The 17,616-nt window shown below is 58.2% G+C and carries 16 protein-coding genes; 6 read left to right on the plus strand and 10 right to left on the minus strand.

Annotated features, from left to right (window positions below; translation table 11 throughout):
• Nucleotides 1-142 precede the first annotated feature (142 nt).
• From rpsI to QP400_RS01190, 7 genes are all read right to left on the minus strand, one after another.
• Nucleotides 143-640 carry a 30S ribosomal protein S9 gene (rpsI, locus tag QP400_RS01160; RefSeq protein ID WP_004805833.1) on the minus strand — a complete coding sequence of 166 codons (498 nt, stop codon included), beginning with the start codon at nt 638-640 and terminating at the stop codon, nt 143-145.
• A 34-nt stretch (nt 641-674) separates the two neighbouring features.
• Nucleotides 675-1,121 (minus strand): 50S ribosomal protein L13, encoded by a 447-nt coding sequence (gene rplM, locus QP400_RS01165; RefSeq protein WP_285462440.1) that lies wholly within the window; start codon nt 1,119-1,121, stop codon nt 675-677.
• 182 nt (nt 1,122-1,303) lie between these two features.
• Nucleotides 1,304-3,469: a beta-galactosidase gene (locus QP400_RS01170; protein WP_004805830.1), complete on the minus strand. Its 2,166-nt coding sequence runs from the start codon at nt 3,467-3,469 to the stop codon at nt 1,304-1,306.
• Nucleotides 3,470-3,512: 43 nt separating this feature from the next.
• Entirely contained in the window at nt 3,513-4,370 is an 858-nt protein-coding gene (gene panC, locus QP400_RS01175; RefSeq protein WP_004805828.1) for a pantoate--beta-alanine ligase, read from the minus strand.
• On the minus strand, nt 4,367-5,206 hold the full coding sequence (locus QP400_RS01180; protein ID WP_141740534.1) for a Rossmann-like and DUF2520 domain-containing protein: 840 nt from the start codon (nt 5,204-5,206) through the stop codon (nt 4,367-4,369). Before QP400_RS01180 ends, panC begins: the two co-directional genes overlap by 4 nt.
• Complete coding sequence (locus QP400_RS01185) at nt 5,173-6,741, minus strand: PH domain-containing protein (RefSeq protein ID WP_285462441.1); 1,569 nt, start codon at nt 6,739-6,741, stop codon at nt 5,173-5,175. Before QP400_RS01185 ends, QP400_RS01180 begins: the two co-directional genes overlap by 34 nt.
• Nucleotides 6,738-7,277, minus strand: a complete 540-nt coding sequence (locus QP400_RS01190; protein WP_231288177.1) for a PH domain-containing protein — start codon at nt 7,275-7,277, stop codon at nt 6,738-6,740. The genes QP400_RS01185 and QP400_RS01190 overlap by 4 nt, the downstream gene beginning before the upstream one ends.
• A gap of 203 nt (nt 7,278-7,480) precedes the next feature.
• Here QP400_RS01190 and QP400_RS01195 point away from each other — a divergent pair, with 203 nt between their 5' ends.
• The 4 genes from QP400_RS01195 to QP400_RS01210 all read left to right on the plus strand — a co-directional run bounded on the left by QP400_RS01195 (nt 7,481) and on the right by QP400_RS01210 (nt 11,283).
• A complete protein-coding gene (locus tag QP400_RS01195) occupies nt 7,481-8,182 on the plus strand; it encodes a response regulator transcription factor (protein WP_040314872.1) in 702 nt (233 codons plus the stop codon).
• Nucleotides 8,179-9,693, plus strand: a complete 1,515-nt coding sequence (locus QP400_RS01200) for a sensor histidine kinase (RefSeq protein ID WP_004805820.1) — start codon at nt 8,179-8,181, stop codon at nt 9,691-9,693. The genes QP400_RS01195 and QP400_RS01200 overlap by 4 nt, the downstream gene beginning before the upstream one ends.
• 95 nt (nt 9,694-9,788) lie before the next feature.
• On the plus strand, nt 9,789-10,850 hold the full coding sequence (locus tag QP400_RS01205; protein ID WP_004805818.1) for an HD domain-containing protein: 1,062 nt from the start codon (nt 9,789-9,791) through the stop codon (nt 10,848-10,850).
• A gap of 142 nt (nt 10,851-10,992) precedes the next feature.
• Complete coding sequence (locus tag QP400_RS01210; protein ID WP_040314871.1) at nt 10,993-11,283, plus strand: WXG100 family type VII secretion target; 291 nt, start codon at nt 10,993-10,995, stop codon at nt 11,281-11,283.
• A gap of 26 nt (nt 11,284-11,309) precedes the next feature.
• Here the strand turns inward: QP400_RS01210 and groL are convergent, their stop codons facing one another.
• Both groL and QP400_RS01220 read right to left on the minus strand, forming a co-directional pair.
• On the minus strand, nt 11,310-12,932 hold the full coding sequence (gene groL, locus QP400_RS01215; RefSeq protein ID WP_004805814.1) for a chaperonin GroEL: 1,623 nt from the start codon (nt 12,930-12,932) through the stop codon (nt 11,310-11,312).
• Between the two features lie 281 nt (nt 12,933-13,213).
• Complete coding sequence (locus QP400_RS01220) at nt 13,214-13,813, minus strand: LytR C-terminal domain-containing protein (RefSeq protein WP_004805813.1); 600 nt, start codon at nt 13,811-13,813, stop codon at nt 13,214-13,216.
• A gap of 87 nt (nt 13,814-13,900) precedes the next feature.
• On the opposite strand from QP400_RS01220, the gene QP400_RS01225 reads away from it, so the two are divergent.
• Entirely contained in the window at nt 13,901-14,578 is a 678-nt protein-coding gene (locus QP400_RS01225) for a uracil-DNA glycosylase (RefSeq protein ID WP_004805810.1), read from the plus strand.
• A gap of 74 nt (nt 14,579-14,652) precedes the next feature.
• On the opposite strand, the gene QP400_RS01230 is transcribed toward QP400_RS01225, so the two are convergent.
• The gene (locus tag QP400_RS01230) at nt 14,653-15,774 is read right to left on the minus strand and encodes an ABC transporter ATP-binding protein (protein WP_004805807.1); all 1,122 of its coding nucleotides are present in this window, start codon (nt 15,772-15,774) and stop codon (nt 14,653-14,655) included.
• 229 nt (nt 15,775-16,003) lie between these two features.
• On the opposite strand from QP400_RS01230, the gene QP400_RS01235 reads away from it, so the two are divergent.
• Nucleotides 16,004-17,605, plus strand: coding sequence for a serine/threonine-protein kinase (locus tag QP400_RS01235; RefSeq protein ID WP_051004219.1), 1,602 nt, complete (start codon nt 16,004-16,006; stop codon nt 17,603-17,605).
• Nucleotides 17,606-17,616 lie beyond the last annotated feature (11 nt).

A 17,616-nucleotide genomic window follows, 5' to 3' on the forward strand; every position in this document is an offset into this window, starting at 1 on the left:
TGGCGTTGTGCCGCGAGCCTCCGCCCATCCACGCCCCGATGGATGGGCCCGGAGGATGGAAATGCCGGGATCGCCGGAAACGCGAAGGATATTAAAAGCAGAAGACCCGCCCCAAGTGGGACGGGCCTTCCGAAAAGTGAAATCAGCGCTTGGAGTACTGGGGGGCCTTACGGGCCTTCTTCAAACCAGCCTTCTTACGCTCAGTTGCGCGAGCATCGCGGGTCAGGAAGCCGGCCTTCTTCAAAGCAGGACGGTTCGCATCGCGATCGATCTCGTTCAACGCGCGGGCAACGCCTAGACGCAGAGCGCCAGCCTGCCCGGAGATGCCGCCACCGTTGATGCGGGCGATCACATCGAAGCGACCGGCCAGATCTAGCAGGGTGAACGGGTCGTTGACAAGCTGCTGGTGCAGCTTGTTCGGGAAGTAGTCTTCCAAGGTGCGGCCGTTGATGGTCCACTTGCCCTCGCCTGGGATCAGGCGAACGCGGGCGACGGCGGACTTGCGGCGGCCCAGCCCCGAACCGGGAGCGGTGACGGACTGGCCGGCACCGGCGGCAGGAGCCTCGGTCTCGGAAGTGTATTCAGCCGGAGCGTTCTCCAGCTCTTCGTTTTCTTCTACAGTTGCAGTGTTCTCAGCCACGGTTTTCCTCAAACTTCTATAGCCAGCGACCCGGTCACTGAGCGATCTTCTTGATCTCGACAGTTTCGGGCTGCTGAGCAGTGTGTGGGTGTTCAGAACCAACGAACACGCGCAGCTTCTTCATCTGGGCGCGACCAAGCTTGGTGTGGGGGACCATACCCCGGACAGCCTTCTCTACCGCCTTTTCGGGGCTCTTTTCGAGGAGCTCACGGTAGGTCAGCGAGCGCAGCCCGCCCGGGTAACCCGAGTGGCGGTATGCCCGCTTTGTGTCCAGCTTGTTGCCCGTCAGAACGACTTTGTCAGAGTTGATCACGATGACGTAGTCGCCAGTGTCAATGTGGGGCGCGTAAGTCGGCTTATGCTTCCCACGGAGCAGGTTTGCGACAGTGGTCGCTAGTCGTCCGAGGACGACGTTCTCGGCGTCAACGATGTACCACTTCTTGTTGGTTACATCGGCAGCCTTCGGTGTATAGGTGCGCACGGCGTAGCCTTCGTTCGTCGTAGTTGATTGGTGCCCTGAGGCGACCAACTTCGGTCAAATGCTAATGGTTATTGCGTTCGGGCAGTGCGGGCGAGTGGGAAGCGCCTGCGTGCCTACGTAACGCACAACTAGATAATAGTAACTGGCCTGCCCTCTCGTTTCAAAGCGGTGTGGCTAATAACTCACTGCCAGAGTGCGATGGCAGAGCGTGGGGGAACCACCACGTGCCCGCTTAGTTGGGTGGCGCTCAGCAGATCTGTTCCCACCATTCCACTCAGCTCTGCAGCCTTGTCCGCGTGATTCAGCACGAAGAGCACTTTGCCTCGCTTTACCGCTTCCACGCCCGCGGGGGCTCCGGGGAGGACGGGCCGCACCCGGGCATGCGCGCCGACGAGGGCGAGCACTCCGGCCCTACCTGCTAGGTCTAGGTCTGTACCTACATACCACGCCTGCCCCTTCCCAACTTTCCGGCGCGTGATGGCAGCCTTTCCGTTCAGGTCGGTGGCAATGCCGTCTGTGAAGAACGCGATTGGGGTGGCATCTTCGACCTCTATGGAGTCCGCCCTGGTCTTGCCGCGCAGTGCCGGGCGTACTTCGCACAGACTGTCCATGGCTCGCTCTAGGGCTGGATCGACCGGCTCGATGCCTACGTATCGCGCCGCAGCAGGCGCGCCTACTGCAGCCGTAATACGGCAAACGCGCGGGTCCGGATTTCCGTCTGGGGCGCCTTGCGGAGTAGAGCCACCCAGGTGTTCATTCACGCCCTCGGCCACCACTGCCGTTTCCGCAGCGTTTACTCCGTACACGGTCCCCTCGACATTCACCCCAAAGAGGGACGACAACACTCCCAGGTATCCCCCTAAGGCAGCCTTGCCTTCCGGAGTGAACCGTCCCGTGCCGGTAGTGCCAATTAGCTGGCCTCCGCCCTCGACAAATTCCTCCAATTTCTTTCCAAGGATGGCATCAGGAGCGGCTAGGTCCGCCACGATCACCATGCGGTATTGGCTTAGGTCGGCGTCGACACCAACGACGTCGGCGGTTATTCCTGCCTCAAATAGGCTCCTATGCCACACTCGCGCCTGGCCCATCCACGAATGTGGAACCGGCCCAATAGAGGTTGAGCGGATAATCTCGCTCTCCCAGTCCACCATGACCGCCACCTCGGCCTGAACCTGCGTGCCGGCCACGGGTGAAAGATTCGCCAATTTGGTTCCGAGGTCGACCATTTCTTTCCAGTGGGACCCTGCAGTACCGTAGTGCGGCACCATGGCGCCATGCCAAGTCTCTGCCCCTGCCTCACTTTGGCGCCACTGGAAGCAGAGTGCCCCGTCAGCTCCCCTAGCAATCTGGGATAGGGACCACAGAGCCCACTGCCCCGGCCTCTTCGAGGCATTCGCGGCGCGCCACTGCACGACGCCTGGCGCCTGTTCCATGATTAGCCAAGGCTGGCCCTTGTAGCCGCGCTGCATGTCAGCCGACCACGCCTGTTCTGCAATGGCAGCCGGGTCTGCCGGATCTGGGTATTCATCATTAGAGACTACGTCCACCTCGCGCGCCCACTGCCGGTAATCGACTGGCGGGAAATATCCCATGAAATTAGTGGTAATCGGAATTTGTGGAGCGCGCGCCTGCAGCTGTTCCTTCTCTAGGCGAAACAGTTTTAGCATCTGCTCATTGCTGAAGCGCCGCCAGTCGGCCAGATGCGCGGGATTGTGGAAGGTAGGCGTTGCTCGCGGCGGCTCCACCTGCTCAAAATTGCGGCGGCGCTGTGACCAGAAAGCACAGCCCCAAGCGTGGTTCAGTTCCTCGATCGACCCGTATTTCTGCTGCAGCCATTGCCGGAATTCGCCGGCGCAACGTTCACAGAAGCATTCGTGAATATGGCAGCCATACTCGTTGTTTATGTGGAAGAGGGCGACGGCCTCGTGACTGCCGAAACGCGTGGCTATCTCGCGGGAAAGCCGGACCACGCCCGCCCGATATTCCGGAGAGGACAGGCAGTACCCCTGTCTAGACCCGAATCCTAGCCTTACCCCCTGCCGATCTACCGGCAGTGAATCCGGGTACTTATGTGCCATCCATGCTGGTGGGGCGGCAGTTCCCGTTGCTAAATCGACACTAATACCCGCTTTCCCAAGCGCATCAATGCGTTCTGCCAGCCTAGAGAACGCCTCCTCGTCCCAGCACCCCTCGTCTGCTTCTAGCTCTCCCCAAGCGAACACGTTCACGGTTGCCATATTCACTCCGGCTTCCCGCATTAGGGGAATGTCCTGCTCGATGGTCTGGCGATCCCACTGTTCCGGGTTGTAATCGCCGCCGTAATAAAGAGCGTTGGTCTTCAAAGGCATGTCCCATTCCTTCCGTGCTCTGGGAATTCGTTCGTTGTGCGAGCTAGCGCGGGCCCAACACCACTAACGTGTTGTCGATTAGTCTGGTCGAGCCTACCCGCGCTGCCAACATTAGCGTTGCAGTCACCTTCTGGCCTTCCCGCACCTCTTCCATAGTATTGGGGTCAACCAGAGCCACATATTCGGTCTGCACTCCCGGCGCCTGCTCAAGGACTGCCTTGGTCGTTTCCAACACGCTGGTCGCAGATCCCGTCGCGGCCGCTGCCTGAAGCCCAGCTGTCAAGGCCTTATTTAGCGCAGTGGCCTGCTCGTGTTCTTCGGGGCTGAGATAGGCATTTCTGGAAGAAAGCGCCAATCCGCTAGGTTCCCGCCGGATAGGGATTGCCTCAATCCGAATGGGATAGTCCAAATCCCGTACGAGCTGCCTTACAACCGCCAACTGCTGCGCATCCTTCTGCCCAAAATAGGCCCGATGCGGGCGCACCAAGTTGAACACCTTAGACACGATCTGCACTACCCCAGCGAAGTGGGTGGGCCGGGCAGCGCCCTCGTAGTTAGCCCCAACCTGACCAACCTGGAAAGAAATTTGCGGCTGCCCATTGGGGTACATCGTTTCCGGCGAGGGCGCAAACACCACGTCCGCCCCCACTTTGGAAAGGGCCTGCACATCCTGCTGCAGGTCACGTGGATAGGCCCCGTAGTCCTCCTCTGGCGCGAACTGTATCGGGTTCACAAAGATCGAAACCACCACCACGTCATTGGCTTTACGAGCTGCACGAACCAAATCCAGGTGCCCCTCGTGCAACGCGCCCATAGTCATGACCAGCCCAACCTGGCCATGCTTATCCTGTAACGCCTGACGTAGCTCTGATCCCGTGTACACGAGCTGAGGATCCATCATTGCCTTTCCTTAGTTTGTTCAGAAAGCAGCTTATACGCTTCCGCAACGCCGTTAATATTCGGAGTAAGATCCCTATTATCCGGGTCTGCTCCCAGCGCGAGGGCGGCCTGTTCAGCGCGAGTAATAGCTGCAAGCGCCGCAGGAGTGCCGATCCGTTCTACCTGAGGCACCTCATCAATTCCCTCTAGCATCGCTTCAGGATTGTCCAAACCAGCCATGGACAGTAAAGCTTTGGCTTGCTCTAATACGGTAGCAACGTGTGCGCTAGCATGCGTCAGAGCCGCGGCCACAAGAGGGCGGTCGTCCTCGGCAACGGGAATTGGGCTGCCGCCAAGTTCCACCGCGAGCGCCTGCGCGATCGGCAGCAGCGGCGCCGGAGCGGTTACGATTATGGGCCGATCCTGCATCCGCGAGAGGTCGATGGAGGTGCCGGTCAAAGATATTACCGGGTGGATAGATAGCGGTAACACTCCCACAGCGGAAGCGCTCTGCAGGACGCGGAGGCCTGCCATGGCGGCATGCACCACGATCTGCCCAGATCTGATCACTCCTAGTTCCGTCAATCCTTGGCACACCTCCGCAATGAGCGAGTCGGGCACGGTGAGCAACACCAGGTCTGCCTGAGGTACCAACTTATCTGCATCTAGGATAGGTACCCCCGGCAGCATTGCTTCTACCCGGTCTGTGTCAGAGGCGGGCGTAACCCCAACGATTTCGTGTCCACTGGCACGCAGGGCTGAGCCGAGGACGCATCCTGCCTTCCCCGCCCCCACCACGGCTATCCGGAGGCGAGACTGGGCGCTCATGCGGAGGACCTCGCCATGCGCTTTTGCCACTCCTCCATCGGTTCTTCACCGCGCCGCAGCCTGGCTAGCTCTGCCTGTTGCATGACGGCGGCGGATAGTACCTCCTCGGAGAGATGTTTTACTTCGCCCATCCCCGTTGAGTTGAAAACTAGGTCCAAACGCATGTTGCCCACGTTGAGCCAGCGTTCTAACGGGCCCTGCTTCGCAGTGACAGATTGGGCGTGCTCATGCGGGATGATGTCGAGTGTTCTAGTAATCCGGCCGTCGCGAACCGCTACTACCGTGTCGGTGATGAACACGGACTTGCGGTTGTACGTGAGCGGATCTAGTAGGCGTACTTTCCTCCCCACAGGAGTGAAGTATTTTCCTTCCCCACTACCCGTTAGAGCTTCTTCCAAGAACGCGTCAGGATCGTCTATTCCAAGGTCACGGACTACAAGCCAGAGCGCCCTAAGCGCCTGGTCCCGGGTCCCCGTTGGCAACATGGTGACCTTACCACGACCGCCCTCGCTTGAAGCCTCTTTTGCCGCTTGAGCAGTTTGGCCTACGCCTGCTTGCACTGCGGATACTCGCCACCAGTCCTTGGACCGCCACAGCAGTGGCTGCTGCAACCGCACGGCGTGTATGCGCCCCGGCGGTATAGTTTGGGAAATCTGCTTCGTTAGACCTCGGGTAATGCGGATGCCCGCACTCGTTACTGCGGCAGTGAAACCGTATTCAGAATTCACTCGCCCCCATACCGCAGAGCCTATACCCGCAATAGCAACGACGATGGAGATTATGAACTGGATGCCTCCAAGAGCAATCGCAAATTCTGAGGCGCCGAGGATACTCACCAGCACGATCGCCCCAACTACGAACCCCAATATGGTGACCACGGCAATAATGATCCCTACCGAGCGCACCATGCCCCCAAGGAAGATGGGTAAGTCCAGTTTGTATAGTTCCCATGGCTGGAAGTTAGGCCCCTTATACTCCGCGCCAATTACTCCTGAATGGGCAATCCCCGAATCTTCGGTTGCTGAGCCCGCATTCTCCTCGCTCTCTAACACCTCTTCGTTCTGTATCTCTTCTCGGTGCAGTATTTCGCGTCGTACGTCCTCGGCTTTCCCCACAGAAAGATACTGGATTTTCACCGATGACCCCGGGCCGCCAGCAGACTCCACTCTTATTTCGGCAAGTCCTAGCACGCGCGACAGTAGTGAGCGCGAAATGTCTACCGACTGCACGCGGTCGAGTGGGGCGCGCCTGTGGGCTTTGAAAATGACGCCGTGGCGAAAGTGCACAGCTTCGTCAGTTACTGCGTAGAAGGTGTTTCGCCACTGCAAGTACGTGAAGCAAAGTAGCGCTAAAATAAGGGCTACTACTGCCCCCGAGACAATCAGAATGACCAAGCCGACGCTAAATTTTCCATCTAAGTACTGGGCGGCTTCCGAAAGCACCTGTAAGTTTCCGAACAGGACGACCCCGAGGAAAGTGGTGAGGGCGGCTCCTCCATTTAGTAATGGAGAGAGCGGGTGGACTTTACGCCATTGGTCGGCGCGTACTTCTTCCTGGACGCTCATAGACCGGCCATCTCCGCATTGCCGAGGGCGGACAGGCGGTCACGCAGCAGGATTGCGTCTTCTTTGGGGAGGCCAGGAATGTTCGCGTCGGTGGTGGCTGCAGCGGTGTGCAGTTTGACGGAAGCAATGCCCATCCATCGGTCTAGTGGGCCTTCGTTTAGGTCGACGAATTGCATGCGCCCGTACGGTACTGCGCACATGGATTTGAACATGATGCCACGGCGGATCAGGAGTTCGTCATTAGTAGCTGCCCAACCTATGGCACGTACCTGCCTTGGGATCAGCCATGTCAGCCATGCGATGAAGGCAACCAGCGCGGCTACGCCGATCCACAGTAGTGGCTGGTGAGCCAAGATGGTGATAGCAATCAGCGCTATTAGCAGGGGGACGGGCACCATGAGGGCTCCTGCCAGCCTTGCCTTCCACAGCTTCATGGATACTGGATGGAACTGCGCTCCCGCAGGAGTGAAGGGGTCGCCGTTGGCCCCGGCCGCTCGCATCGGCTGTTCAATACGGCTTTGAGGTGCATCAGTCATAGTTAAAGTATTGGCGAGACGCGGGGCAGCCGCAACCTAGCTTTTGGAGTGTACGTTCACTCCGCTGACCCGAAAAACCAGCCCGGATTTAAGTGTACGTTCACTCCAATTTGCGGCGGAGGGGCAGCCCACCTGGGACTATACTTCGCGCTCTTACAGGCCCCATCCAGCGATCGTTCAGCTGCATGGGTAAAATTGGTTTTATGGATCAAAACCAGTCCGAAGCCAAACTGTTAGTAGTCGACGACGAGCCCAATATCCGCGACCTGCTCGCCTCCTCACTGCGTTTCGCCGGATTCGACGTCGAAATTGCAGCCGACGGCGCCACAGGACTCCGCGCTGCCAAGGAATATAAGCCAGACCTGATCGTCCTCGACGTCATGATGCCCGACATGGACGGCTTCGCCGTCACCCGGCACCTGCGCGAAGCAGGGCTACAGATGCCGGTCCTGTTCTTGACCGCCCGCGATGACATGCAAGACAAAATCCAGGGCCTCACCGTTGGCGGAGACGACTACGTGACCAAGCCCTTCGGCCTCGAAGAGGTCGTCGCCCGCATCCGGGCGATACTACGCCGCACCAAGACCACCGTCGCGGACGAACCCAAAATGCGCGTTGGGGACATTACTTTAGACGAGGACGCACACGAAGTTCACCGTGCCGGAACGCTAGTCGACCTGTCCCCCACAGAATTCAAGCTGCTCCGCTACCTGATGCTCAACGAAGGCCGGGTCGTCTCGAAAATGCAGATCTTGGACCACGTTTGGGAATACGACTGGGACGGAGAAGCCGCGATCGTTGAATCCTACATCAGTTACCTCCGCCGCAAACTGGATGTAGCTGGCTCTTCCGGCGAAATTATCCACACCCGGCGCGGTGTCGGCTACATCATGCGGGAAGAATGAGAAACGCCCGGAAACGGCGGACCAAGAGAGAAAACGCTGACGTCGCCCTCCTGCGAAATCTTCGCTTGCGCTGGCACTCCACTCCCCTTACTTTCCGCCTCGTCACAGTTACTACCTCGCTGATCACGGTTGGGCTGGTACTCGCTGGTGCCTCGATGCTGGGCATTTTGCAATCTCACTTGGTCGGACAGGTCGACCACGAATTGATCTCTACGGCGCAACGCCAGGTGACGGCCATATCCCCTACGCTCGATATGAGGACGGATCCGGAATTGCCGTCGAATTACTACGTGCGTCTGGAATATGGCGAACGGCACGGCAAACAGCAGGCCAAAGGCCAGGTCATCATCACTTCTGCCACGCGGCAGCAGTTCGGCGTCCCCGAAACCGGCGAGCTGCTTTCGTTCAACGAATTAGATGATGCGCATATGACTCAGCCGATCACGGTTCCGTCTTCAAAAATTGGAATCGCCTGGCGCGCTGTGGCCGTACCGCTTTACCGGGCGGATATTCCGGTGGGGGTGGCAACGGTCGCCCTCCCTTTGGCGGGCGTGTCACAGACTATTTACCGCACTTCCCTGTACCTGCTGTTTTCTTCGCTTTTGATCGCAGCAGCTGGGGCACTTGCCGCCTTTTACCTGGTGCGTCGTTCGCTTCGTCCTCTGCGCGAAATTGAATCAGTGGCGGGCAAGATCGCGGGTGGCGACATGACGCAAAGGGTTGACAATGAACCGCCCACTACCGAGGTCGGTTCCCTTTCGCAGTCGCTAAACAAGATGCTCACCTACCTAGAGGAGTCTTTCACTGCCAGGAAGGCCTCCGAGAAGAAGATGCACCAGTTTGTGTCTGACGCTTCCCATGAGCTGCGCACGCCTTTGGCGGCGATCCGCGGTTACGGCGAGCTGTACCGGATGGGCGGGGTTCCGCCCGAGGGCGTGCCGGACGTTATGGGACGGATCGAGTCAGAGGCCTCTAGGATGAGCGAATTAGTCGAGGACCTGCTGAAACTTGCCCGCTTAGATGAGGGCCGAAAGTTGAAGTTCGAGGACGTGGACCTAACGGAGCTCGTCCAACTGGCTGCTTCGGACCTTGGGGCGCTCGACCGCAAACGAAAAGTAGAGATCGTTGATTTGGAGGGTAATCCTGCGCGCGAACCTGTCTTCGCCCACGTGGATCGCAATCAGATCATGCAGGTACTCGCTAATCTGGTGGGCAACGCCGTGCGGTACACCCCACCTGGCAGTCCCGTCGAATTTGCGGTGGGCACGCGCTCTAGCATGACTTTGTTGGAGGTTCGCGACCACGGACCCGGCATTGCCAAAGACGAAAGGGCCCAAGTATTCAAGCGTTTCTACAGGTCTGATACTTCTAGAACTCGGAACACGGGTGGCTCTGGTCTGGGGCTTGCCATTGTTAGCGCTATTGCTAAAGCGCACAACGGCAGTGCCGAATTGCGCACTACCGAGGGCGGGGGGCTCACGGTTAGGTTGTACTTGCCTACGGTGCCGTAACTGCAATATTTGCCACTACGGATGGCAAAAGTTGGGCTAAATTGCCGTTTGGGGCATAAGCTAGCCGGTGTCATCGTAGTCGTTTGAGGTTGTTTATGACTTCCAGTGAAACTCCGCAATGGCTTCCGGGCGCGTTCGCTCGTTCCATGTCGAACATTGGCGTGGATTTGGATCGCGCACAGCTCGAAGAGCTGGCGGGGCAGCTATTGGCGAAGTGGGATTCCCCGAATCGTCACTACCATAATGTGCAGCACCTGGTTGCTGTTCTATCCGGTATCGACGAGTTGCAGGGGTGCACCCACGATCCTGATTTGTTGCGTGTTGCTGCGTGGCTACATGGCATTGTTTTCGTGGATTATGAGGACGGCGACGATGCACGTGCCGTTGGCGAGGACGAGGTAGCTTCGGCTTCTGCGGCGGCCAAGATTTTGAAGGCGACCGGTTTGGACGAGTCGGTGGTTGAGCGCATCTGCGGGCTGATTATTTCTATGAAGTCGCACCGGTCTTACCCGGACGATGTGGACCAGCAGGTGTTGTTGGACGCTGACATGTCGATGCTTGCCGCTGATCCGCAGGATTATCGCGACTATGTGGCTGCGGTGCGCGAGGAGTACGCGCATGTTCCTGAGGCCGCGTACTGTCGTTTCCGGCGGCGTATTGTGCGCAAGCTGCTGGGGCGCAATGCCATTTTCAATTCTCCGATGGCGGAGGATTGGGATTCGGTGGCGCGCAATAATTTGGAGGCCGAGAAGGCCCGGCTGGATACGGAGCTTTCTAGTCTGGAATCTGATGTCCGTCGAGAGGCTAATGATGCGGCGGAGGAACACGATGAGGCCATTGAGCGCTATCAGCATCGCTCTGATGACCCCTCAACTGGGGTAATCAAGGGCATGGCACCGCTTAAGTCTGCATCGGAGCCTCAGGTAATTACTGCGGAACTGCCGGTGATCAAAGCCGAGGAAGATTCGGAGGAGCAGCCGCAGATGGCTCCAGACGAGGGCGCCTTGGAAGAGAAGGCCAACCAGGACCAGGATTTAGAAGAGGAGCAGGCGGAGCAAGAAGATCTTTCCTCTTCGTTAGAGCTTGCCATTGACGTCTTGGATTCCCTACCCAAACGCGAAGAGAAGCCAAAGGAATCCGCGGCGGGGACTGACTAGGCTAGCTATTTAGCAGTAAATCTTTTTCCACAGGTGTCCTGTGCGCGTTATGCCCACGGCGCCTGTTCATTTCTACCTAAACACTAGTTGGGGTTTTTCTATTCTGATCGTGCCAGTGAGGGAAAATCAGAAAGGGAAAATCATGGCACGTTTTACAGCGAATTCGGGTTCTATTTCTTTGGCTGCCGGCCAGGTCTCTACGATCGCTGGGCAGATTCGTTCCGATGTGGCGCAGATGATGTCTCAGCTTGGTGCGCTCGAGGGCGAATGGCAGGGTGCCGCTTCTGCCGCTTTTAGTTCCGCTACGACCCAGTGGCGCGGGGCCCAGGCCCAAGTGGAATCTGCGCTCGATTCCATTTCTCAGGCGCTCACTGCCGCTTCTACTACCTATGAAGACGCGGAAGCCCGCGCTACCTCGCTATTTGCGGGATAACGCGGGCTTTCCGGTTGGAGTACTTTTTAGTACATTCCGCCCATGTCGTCGCCACCGGCGGCCGGGACTGCTGGCGGTTCCGGCTTGTCGGCGACCACGGCTTCGGTAGTCAGGAACAGGCCGGCAATGGAGGCTGCGTTCTGCAGCGCGGAACGAGTTACCTTGACCGGGTCAGCAATGCCTGCTGCCATTAGGTCCTGGTATTCGCCAGTTGCTGCGTTCAGGCCTTCGCCTTCCTTCAGCGAGAGGACCTTGTCAACTACAACGCCGCCGTTCAGGCCTGCGTTGTTTGCAATCTGGGCCAGGGGCGCTTCTGCCGCTACACGCACGATCTGTGCGCCAGTGGCTTCGTCGCCTTCGAAGTCGTTGTTGTCTAGGACCTTGGCTGCTGCCTGCAGCAGAGCTACGCCGCCACCGGAAACAATGCCTTCTTCGGAGGCTGCACGCGCGTTGCGTACTGCGTCCTCGATGCGGTGCTTGCGTTCCTTGGCCTCGACCTCGGTGGCTGCACCGGACTTGATCACTGCAACGCCGCCAGACAGCTTTGCAAGGCGTTCCTGCAGCTTCTCGCGGTCGTATTCGGAGTCAGAGTTCTCGATCTCCTGGCGGATCTGGGCAACGCGGCCGTCGATCTGCTCCTTGGAGCCTGCGCCGTCGACGATGGTGGTGTCGTCCTTGGTGACAACAACCTTGCGGGCCTTGCCCAGCATGTCCAGCTCGACGCTTTCGAGCGAGAGGCCGACGGTCTCGGAGACAACCTGGCCACCGGTGAGGATAGCCATATCCTGCAGCATGGCCTTGCGACGATCGCCGAAGCCCGGGGCCTTCACAGCAACGGACTTGAAGGTGCCACGAATCTTGTTTACGACTAGGGTGGTCAGCGCCTCGCCCTCGACATCCTCAGCAACGATCAGCAGCGGCTTGCCGGACTGCATGACCTTCTCAAGAATCGGCAGCAGGTCCTTGATGTTGGAAACCTTGGACTCAACCAGCAGGACGTAGGCGTCCTCTAGGACTGCTTCCTGACGGTCGGCATCGGTTACGAAGTAGCCGGACAGGTAGCCCTTGTCGAAACGCATGCCTTCGGTGGTTTCAAGCTGAATACCGAATGCGTTAGATTCTTCGACGGTGATGACGCCCTCGGCGCCAACAATCTCCATAGCCTGTGCGATCAGCTTGCCAATCTTGGGATCAGCAGCAGAAATCGAAGCGGTGGCGGCGATTTCTTCGGTGGTCTCGATTTCCTTTGCGGAATCGAGCAGGTGCTTGACAACGGCCTCTACGCCCTTGTCGATACCGCGACGCAGAGCGATCGGGTTAGCACCTGCAACTACGTTGCGCAGGCCTTCGCGAACCATTGCCTGTGCTAGCACGGTTGCAGTGGTGGTGCCGTCGCCAGCGACATCGTCAGTCTTCTTGGCAACTTCCTTGACCAGTTCGGCGCCAATGCGCTCAAACGGTTCTTCCAGGTCAATTTCCTTCGCGATGGACACGCCGTCGTTAGTGATGGTGGGGGCGCCCCACTTCTTGTCTAGGACAACGTTACGGCCCTTGGGACCGAGGGTGACCTTGACAGTGTCGGCAAGCTGGTTCAGGCCAGCTTCAATAGAACGACGAGCTTCCTCGTCAAACTTAATGATCTTTGCCATTGTGGTTTATTCCTACCTACGGTTGGCGGTGTGCATGCCCGCGACGGACGGATAGAACTGCCCGGACCATCCGGTAGGCTCTACCCTCATGCAGCACCTGTATTGGTTTTTGCTCCGCGGGGATAAGCAGTCAGTTATCACTCACCCCGGTGGAGTGCTAACTCAAAGTTTGGCACTCTCAGCCTCAGAGTGCAAGACGGCGTAAGTTTAGTCCGCCCGGTTCGCCCACTAGCGAAAAGGCGCACCCACCTTACGGGTGGATGCGCCTTCGATACGCTTAGCTATTGCTGGTAGTCAGACTTTATATAGACGTAGATTCGGCCCTGCTCTGTCGCAATGTCAGGCGACAGTTGGACAGCCGAAATACCTAGCTGCTCACCAACGGCCTTGGCAGCTTCTGCAAGATCTTCAGAACCGTAGTAGACGGTAGTTTGATCCAGCACTGCGTCGGGCCTGTTCGATGCAGCCGAATCGGTGAACCCGTAGTTGATCAGCTTCTGCGCGGCCTCACCAGCTACCCCGTTTCCGGCGTCCACGTTGAATACCGAAACTGGGATGGAAGCAGCCTGAGAGGGATCGAATTCCTTCTTTGCTTCTTCCGTCTTTTCTTCCTTCGCTTCCGTAGATGGCGAGGGCGAAGGGGTTTGTTTCTTAGGGCTGGCCTTTGGCGCTTGGCTAGTCGACTGCGCTTTGGGGGTTTGCACACCCGAGTTGTGTTTCACCAGGCCCACCACTCCCCAGGCGAGCAACGGCATAACAATCAACACAATCAAGAAGGGCAGCACTTTCGAGAAAGTGGACTTGGAGGCGCGGTGCACCCCAGCGGGCAGGTCCCGGCCGATCTGATCGAATTCGTCTTCTGGATAGCTATTCTCGCTCACGCGCTCAGACTACCTGGTATAGATTAATCCGCGCGCAATGGCGCGGACTATTACCAAGAATCTACTTGTGAGGGGACAGAAGTAGGTATGAATGAAGCTAAACCGCTTTCTGAACTCATAGACCCAGGGTGGGCGAAGGCCCTCGCCCCGGTGGAACAAAAAGTGCACGAATTGGGCGACATGTTGCGGCAGGAGAACAGTGCCGGCAACGGTTATCTTCCGGCTGGGACTGATGTACTGCGCGCCTTCACCTATCCGTTCGACAAAGTGAAATGTCTGATTGTAGGTCAGGACCCCTACCCCACGCCAGGACACGCCATGGGATTGAGCTTCTCGGTAAAACCGGGAGTGCGCCCGCCGCGTTCGCTTGTCAACATTTTTAAAGAGTTGACCGAAGATCTGCACGTACCCACTCCAACCAGTGGCGATCTGACTCCCTGGTGCGAGCAGGGCGTTTGCCTGCTAAATCGGGTGCTGACAGTACGCCCGGGAGCACCAGCTTCCCACCGAGGACGGGGCTGGGAAGAAGTCACCGAATGCGCAATAGATGCGCTGGTGCGCCGTCCCACACCATTCGTCGCGATCCTTTGGGGAGCCGATGCGCGTAAGCTCGGCCCGAAGCTAGGCAATAATCCGCGGATTGAATCGCCTCACCCCTCACCTTTGTCGGCATCGCGGGGTTTCTTTGGTTCCCGCCCCTTCTCGAGGGCGAATGCCGAACTGGAAAAACTGGGCATCGCACCAATTAACTGGCAGCTCCCGTAGGGGGGCTGCGCATAACAACACATAAAAATTTGGGGGTGAAGCACCTGGCTTCACCCCCAAAGTCTTACTGCCGATTAATCAGGCAGGCGCTTGCCGGTGGCAACAGAGAAGTTATGCTGCATACCCGGACGCGGACGCACGTGGATGGTCTTGCCGATTCCCGGCGCGGTACGCGGGGGAACACGCACGATCATGGTGTTGGCATCGGAGTCATTGCCCGAGCCCAGACCTTCTGCGCCCTCGACATGACCGTAGATGTAGGCGTCAGAACCGAGTTCTTCAACCATGTCGATAGTCAGCGGAATGGTTGCTTCGTCTGTCGAATCAACAACTTCCATGGCCTCGGGGCGGAAGCCAATCTGGATCTTGCCGCCATCTTCAGGGGTCAGCGCGTCGATTGCTTCACGCGAAAGCTTCACATGCGCCGGCCCGTGCACGGCGTGGTCGCCCTGCACTTCGAAGGTTCCAATGTTCATTGCGGGCGAGCCGATGAATCCTGCCACGAAGGCGTTGGCGGGGCGCTCATACATGTCGCGCGGGGTACCAACCTGCTGCAAGATGCCATCCTTTAGAACCGCGATGCGGTCGCCCATGGTCAGCGCCTCGGTCTGATCGTGGGTCACGTATACGGTGGTGACGCCCAGGTTGCGCTGCAGAGTAGCGATCTGAGTACGAGTCTGTACACGCAGCTTCGCATCCAAGTTGGACAGCGGCTCATCCATTAGGAATACCTTGGGCTTACGGACGATCGCGCGGCCCATTGCTACACGCTGGCGCTGGCCGCCAGAGAGTGCTTTCGGCTTGCGGTCAAGGTATTCGGTCAAGTCAAGAATCTGCGCCGCCTCGTCAACGCGACGACGAATCTCTTCTTTGTCGACCTTCGCGATCTTCAGCGCAAAGCCCATATTTTCGCGAACGGTCATGTGCGGGTACAGAGCGTAGTTCTGGAAAACCATCGCAATGTCGCGATCCTTGGGCTGCACGTCGGTGACATCCTGGTCACCAATGAAAATGCGCCCTCCGTTTACGTCTTCAAGTCCTGCGAGCATACGCAGTGATGTGGACTTACCACAGCCAGAAGGACCTACCAGGACAAGGAATTCCCCGTCTTCAATGTGTAGATCTAGTTCGCTAACCGCCGGTTCTGTTGCCCCGGGGTAGACGCGGGTAGCCTTGTCGAAGGTTACAGTTGCCATTTCTTCTTTTATTCCCTCCACCGGCAGGTACGTGCCGGACGATCCGAGTGGAGTGTCAGGTGTCTTCGCTGACACACGCTCTGCGATTTCGCAGGGGCGTTGACGCTATTTTCGCATATTTTCTCGCGAGCGCAATAACCTTTCGGCCCAGAATTTTCTGCCCCGCTCCCCTTTCCGGGCTGAGCTGGACTTACAGTAATTTGTCAGAGCACTCCATTACCATTGGGGCGTGGAAGTTTCGCAACAGATCGCCGGATACAAGTTGGTACGGCAACTAGGCAGCGGTGGCATGGGCACCGTATACCTGGCGCAGGATCCTGCCGGGAACTTTGTCGCTTTTAAGCTTTTGCATTCCTTTTTAGGGTCGGATTCGTCTGCCAGAAAGCGGCTTTCTAGGGAAGCGGCCACGATCAATAAAGTGCGCTCGGACGCGGTGGCTCGCGTCTTAGATTTAGAGACAGAGGGCGCGGACGCGTTCATAGTCACAGAGTTCATCTCTGGACCTACCTTGGCCCAGGATATTCGCGAAGCCGGGCCGTGGAGCGGTGATGATCTAGTTGACCTGGCGGATCGCTTGGCAGCCGCGTTGCGTCAGCTGCACCAGTCGGGAGTCATCCACCGCGACATTAAGCCGGGCAACATCATGGTGTCCGCCCGCGGCCCGGTCCTTATCGATTTTGGGATTGCACAGTTAGCCGGAGACGAAAGGTTAACTTCTACGGGACTAGTCACCGGCACTCCAGGATATTTAGCGCCGTGGGTGTTAGATGGTGCTGCCCCAGACGCCGAATCTGATTGGTGGTCTTGGGCTGCAGTCCTAGTACATGCCGCAACCGGCCGCCCTCCTTTTGGATCGGGACCACTAGAAGCGGTAATCGCGCGGGTGCGCACTGGCGCCCCGGATGTGCGCGGGCTTCCTATGGGATTGCAACGGGCGCTCACTCAGGCGCTCTCCCCTACGCGCGGGCAGGTTGATCCGGAGCAGGTTCTTGCCCAGTTACGTGAGGGGCAAAATGAACCGGCTCCGGCGGAAACAGAACTGCTTACTGCCCCTACGCAGCCTCTTTCCGAGGGCGCCCCAACGCAGGCGCTGGACGTTCCGGTAGCACCCACTTTGGCCTACCCGGTGCAGGCTTTCCAACAGACTGTTGCCCAGGCTCCCGCCTACGGTTCTGCAGGGGTGGTGGCAACGCCAGGGCTTGAAGACGGGCAAAGACCGCAGTTGCTAGAGCAGGCTGACGGTACCGCCCTGCCGGCCCCCTACCGTCCCTCCACAGCCAAGATGCACCCGTTCTTTGGACTGTGTTTACTGGCTACCGCTGCTGGGATAGTGGCGTATGCGGGGCTGGCTGCGATCCCTGTGGTGGCGGTCCTTTTCCTTCTTGAGGGCGTTGTTGGTTCCCAACAGGCCTTTTACCACTCGGTCCGTCTGCCCAGGGGCGGGCCTGCTGCCTCTGATGGGGCCAGAGCTTTAGCCCGCCTACCCTGGCATTTACTGCGCAGCGCCATAGCTGTGACGGTCGCCGGGCTTATCTCTTTGACCGTAGCCCTTGTGTGCGCTAGTGCCACCTTTTCGCCCTCCATAGCAAATCCCTTCGACATTCAAGCACTGGCGGAGGCGCTCCAAGCAGAGCCCAACTTTTGGGTTTTTCCAGCAGCTAGCATGTTTGTATGGTGGATCCTGCCCGGCATGGGAAAGGTGAGGCAGGGAGGGCGCGCAATCACAGATCGTTTCCTTGCTCCATTTCCCGCCCGCGTCATTGTAGGCTTGCTAGCCTTAGGCGCTTCAGCGTTACTAGTTGTACCGTTATTACCAACATCAGTAATTTGATCCCAGCAATT

The organism is Winkia sp. UMB3158, assembly GCF_030217145.1.
In the GTDB taxonomy this organism is placed as follows: Bacteria; Actinomycetota; Actinomycetes; order Actinomycetales; family Actinomycetaceae; genus Winkia; species Winkia anitrata.